Origin of the sequence: Vibrio sp. OPT18, assembly GCF_015163615.1 — a bacterium.
Lineage (GTDB): Bacteria > Pseudomonadota > Gammaproteobacteria > Enterobacterales > Vibrionaceae > Vibrio > Vibrio coralliirubri.
Window position 1 is genome coordinate 1 of record NZ_JADDYK010000108.1, and the last position, 3,281, is coordinate 3,281.

Annotated in this window: 7 protein-coding genes; 5 read left to right on the plus strand and 2 right to left on the minus strand. The window is 46.1% G+C overall.

Annotated features, from left to right (window positions below):
• Nucleotides 1–58: 58 nt before the first annotated feature.
• Together IQQ51_RS24725 and IQQ51_RS24730 are read right to left on the minus strand one after the other, a co-directional pair.
• A complete protein-coding gene (locus IQQ51_RS24725) occupies nucleotides 59–1,024 on the minus strand; it encodes a tyrosine-type recombinase/integrase (RefSeq protein WP_193842399.1) in 966 nt (321 codons plus the stop codon).
• A gap of 34 nt (nucleotides 1,025–1,058) precedes the next feature.
• On the minus strand, nucleotides 1,059–1,352 hold the full coding sequence (locus tag IQQ51_RS24730) for a helix-turn-helix domain-containing protein (RefSeq protein WP_193842400.1): 294 nt from the start codon (nucleotides 1,350–1,352) through the stop codon (nucleotides 1,059–1,061).
• Between the two features lie 116 nt (nucleotides 1,353–1,468).
• Between IQQ51_RS24730 and IQQ51_RS24735 the strand changes: the two genes are divergently transcribed.
• The 5 genes from IQQ51_RS24735 to IQQ51_RS24755 all read left to right on the plus strand — a co-directional run bounded on the left by IQQ51_RS24735 (nucleotide 1,469) and on the right by IQQ51_RS24755 (nucleotide 3,054).
• On the plus strand, nucleotides 1,469–1,684 hold the full coding sequence (locus IQQ51_RS24735; protein ID WP_193842401.1) for a hypothetical protein: 216 nt from the start codon (nucleotides 1,469–1,471) through the stop codon (nucleotides 1,682–1,684).
• Nucleotides 1,681–1,935, plus strand: coding sequence for a crAss001_48 related protein (locus tag IQQ51_RS24740; RefSeq protein ID WP_193842402.1), 255 nt, complete (start codon nucleotides 1,681–1,683; stop codon nucleotides 1,933–1,935). Before IQQ51_RS24735 ends, IQQ51_RS24740 begins: the two co-directional genes overlap by 4 nt.
• Nucleotides 1,922–2,182, plus strand: a complete 261-nt coding sequence (locus IQQ51_RS24745; RefSeq protein WP_193842013.1) for a hypothetical protein — start codon at nucleotides 1,922–1,924, stop codon at nucleotides 2,180–2,182. The genes IQQ51_RS24740 and IQQ51_RS24745 overlap by 14 nt, the downstream gene beginning before the upstream one ends.
• 11 nt (nucleotides 2,183–2,193) lie before the next feature.
• Nucleotides 2,194–2,439, plus strand: a complete 246-nt coding sequence (locus tag IQQ51_RS24750) for a hypothetical protein (protein ID WP_193842403.1) — start codon at nucleotides 2,194–2,196, stop codon at nucleotides 2,437–2,439.
• 195 nt (nucleotides 2,440–2,634) lie between these two features.
• Nucleotides 2,635–3,054 (plus strand): hypothetical protein, encoded by a 420-nt coding sequence (locus IQQ51_RS24755; protein ID WP_228013235.1) that lies wholly within the window; start codon nucleotides 2,635–2,637, stop codon nucleotides 3,052–3,054.
• Nucleotides 3,055–3,281: the final 227 nt, after the last annotated feature.

Below are 3,281 nucleotides of genomic sequence, written 5' to 3' on the forward strand. Positions count from 1 at the left end.
AACTTCGATGCTGTCATCTTCTTGGTTTGAATTTTCTTCTAGCTCGTCTTCTTTAATTTCAGTTGTCATTATTTTGATGCCTATTTAATGGGTTAAGTTTTAGCGTTTCTTCTAGGTGATCTGGTGCCAGGTGCGCATAACGCATGGTTGTCGTGATCTCGCTATGCCCCAGAACGTCGCGCAGCTTCACAATGTTTCCACCATTCATTACATAATGGCTGGCGAACGTATGCCGCAGAACGTGAGTAAATTGCCCTTTAGGTAGCTGGATATGAGCCTTGGTAATTGCTTTACGGAACGTAGATAAGCTACTCAAAAACATCCGTTCATCATTCACCGGCTTAAATGCCTTTAGTTCGTCAAATAACACCTGGTTAATGGGAACGGTTCGGTTCTTGTTTGACTTGGTATTTAAGAACGTCACTGAATTGTTTTTGATTTGTGCCGGCTTGAGATTTTCCGCTTCGCCCCATCGCGCACCGGTGGCAAGGCAGATTTTCACAATAGGTAACAACGACTTATTACGAAACGTACTGCAGACGCGCAAAAGCCGACCAATCTCCTCATGCTCGAGGTAACGCAGTTCTTTTGCGCGCTCCTTAAACTGACGCATCTTGGTTAAGGGGTTCTCAAACTTGATCACCCCTAGCCTGTCCAGTTCGTTAAACATCGCCCTTAAATAAGAGTGCTCCCGGTTAACCGTTGCGGTGGCCACTTCAAGGCTGCGCATCTCTCGATACTTCGCAAAATCTTCGCTAGTAAAATCACTGGCTATTGGATTACCAAGCCTATCAACCATTTTGTAGAGCAACTTTCTAAGGCGAACGTGATCACGCAGCGTCTTACCATGTAGCCGGTACCAAATGGTCACGAACTCCTCTAGTGGGCGCTTGTCCTTGCTGACGTTCTTAATGTCCAGGTCAACGCTCAAGCGCTTATCGTGCTGGATGGCCTTGCGCTTACTTTCGTAAACACGATGAGGATCTAAGCTCGAGTAAAAGCCCCATTCATTTTCTAGCAGCATTATTTACCCCTATAAAGCCAAGCCACACAGCGCTTTAAGCGCGTTTTTGTGCACCCTTCGCATCGATAACACCGCAATCTAATAAAATAGAAAAGTCCGGCGATACCTGACCAGATTCGGGGAGTGTTTTATCTGTAGTAAGCCAATAAGCGTACTTATCAAACCGTTCGTGCTGAGTGATTTTTAATAACGCATCGCCGCCTAAAATTCGTCTTTCTTGTTCCCAATCGCGCAAAGATCCAATCGGGGTGTCAATTAGCTCAGCCATTTGTGGTTGGGTAAGTCCTTCCGCAATTCTGATCGCTTTGATCTTTTTTCCTATATTCATACTTGACCTCTATGCGTGAATTGCCGTAGTATCATCACATACGGCAATTCACGCACTTAAATAACCCTAAAAAACCGCGTTCCACCATAAAACGCTTAACTCTTGAGGATATCACAATGGCACAACTACCCGCACTGTTTCTGTCGGCGACCGAGTTCGCCAAAACCCATCAAATGGGGGTTAAGCAAGTCTATAAACGCCTTGATTTAGGTGATCTTCCAGAAGTGGAAAGAGAGGCCGAGGTTGGCAAACGCTATGTAAACCTGGTTCTGCTGGCTGAATGGCTAAGAGAGGGCAAGGTAACGCTTTCGAATTTGAGTAACCGCAAATGACCAAATCAATACCCGAATATCAACAGCGTGTGATGGATGAGCGAGCGCAGCTTTATAGTCGCGTGGTTGCACTAGGGGCATTCCTAGGTGGTGAAGTGTTTAACGGTCTTAATCGCACCGAAAAGCGCTTGCTGAGAGACCAGCTTAAATACATGCGTAGGTATCTCGAAGTTCTTGATGAGCGAGCTCACCTGTTTGGGTTAGGCCGCGAGCTAATCAAAGCTAAAGAGGCAAAAAATGAAGCACGCTGATTCCATCAAAGATATCTACAACGGATTGGTGCAGAAGTACCAATTCGATCAGAGCTGCCTAGCTGAAAACCAGGTACCAACATCAACGCGCTACTTTATGAGCGAAAAGCATCGAGAAAGCACCACGCTTAAGCTCGATATGCTTGCGCATTTCGCGCATGACCTTGGTGAGCCTGAGCTTGCAGGATCCATTTTAGCGGCAGCGTCTGAACTTGGTAGTGACGCTGTTTCACCCATGCCAATGTAAGGGGAATAACCATGATCGTAAAAACTGAAAACAACCTGCTTTTTGATAGCTCACACCCAAAATGCCAGCTCCACTATGCTCGAACTCACGGTCGTGGATTTGCTTTTATCCAGTGTCTCGATACTGGCTTGGATGGTAAGGCGGAAAGGATAAAGCGCTACTGGGGTTTTTATGCCGACTCTCTTGATGAAGAAGAAAACAAGGCGGCAATCCACGACATTATGAATACTGGCTCTTCGTGGCCTTGTTTGCCGTAGTAGTGTTTTTTCATGAAAAAGCATAACGCCCCACATTCAGTACGCACCAAAAAAACACGAGGTAAGCGACCGCTTGCCTCGCTTAATCGTGCGTACTTAAAAAACCTATTAAAGTGCCCTTCAAAAAGCGCATTGCTCACCTCTACTAGCGGTAGAACGACGCAATCCCGTTTTTTAAAAGACATTTTTACCGTTATGGATACGCTCGTTAGCCAAATGTGCTCACGCACTCGTAAGGTGGGCGCATCCGCTAAGAATGGATTCTTCCTCTTCACATGGGCGCGTATTGCAGAGCTTTCAGAGCTTCCTGAATGGCGCGTTAAACAGTGTTACCGATACTTAAGTAAAAAGGGATGGGTAACATCTAAACAGCCGTGGACGCTTCGCATAGGCGATGATGGCAAGCTTAAAAAGTGCGCCCTTACCAGTATTAAGCGCGTCACATTGAAGTACTTCGATGACATGGGGCTAACTTCCGCCTTTAAAGAAGCGCTTCGCGCCGGTGCAAAAACCATTAAAGATCGAGCTAAAGCGTTCGGGCGACCTGTAAAATACATCCTGACCCCTATTACGCTGCTAGAAGAGCGTCGCAAAGCCACTTCCCCCCCCTCCTAACTTAATGCGTCCTTTAGCATCCGATTAGCTTCGGAGAATTTGTCACATCTGTTGTTTTATTTTGGTTATTTTCTGTACAAATCTTCACAATGTCGCCCCCTCGATGTGAGGGTGTTTCTGCTTATCCCGCTTACCAGCCTGTGTATATGTATAGTTTTGTGCATAACTTGGGGGTAAGCCAGGTATAAGCACGGTATGGCCTTTTTAAACTACTCCACGTCTTTAGA

Excerpts from the sequence above, each read along its gene's own strand:
- IQQ51_RS24740 (WP_193842402.1), top strand. The coding sequence starts at position 1,681 with ATGACCAAATCAATACCCGAATATCAACAGCGTGTGATGGATGAGCGA.
- IQQ51_RS24745 (WP_193842013.1), top strand. The coding sequence starts at position 1,922 with ATGAAGCACGCTGATTCCATCAAAGATATCTACAACGGATTGGTGCAG.
- IQQ51_RS24750 (WP_193842403.1), top strand. The coding sequence starts at position 2,194 with ATGATCGTAAAAACTGAAAACAACCTGCTTTTTGATAGCTCACACCCA.
- IQQ51_RS24735 (WP_193842401.1), top strand. The coding sequence starts at position 1,469 with ATGGCACAACTACCCGCACTGTTTCTGTCGGCGACCGAGTTCGCCAAA.
- IQQ51_RS24730 (WP_193842400.1), bottom strand. The coding sequence starts at position 1,352 with ATGAATATAGGAAAAAAGATCAAAGCGATCAGAATTGCGGAAGGACTT.
- IQQ51_RS24755 (WP_228013235.1), top strand. The coding sequence starts at position 2,635 with ATGGATACGCTCGTTAGCCAAATGTGCTCACGCACTCGTAAGGTGGGC.
- IQQ51_RS24725 (WP_193842399.1), bottom strand. The coding sequence starts at position 1,024 with ATGCTGCTAGAAAATGAATGGGGCTTTTACTCGAGCTTAGATCCTCAT.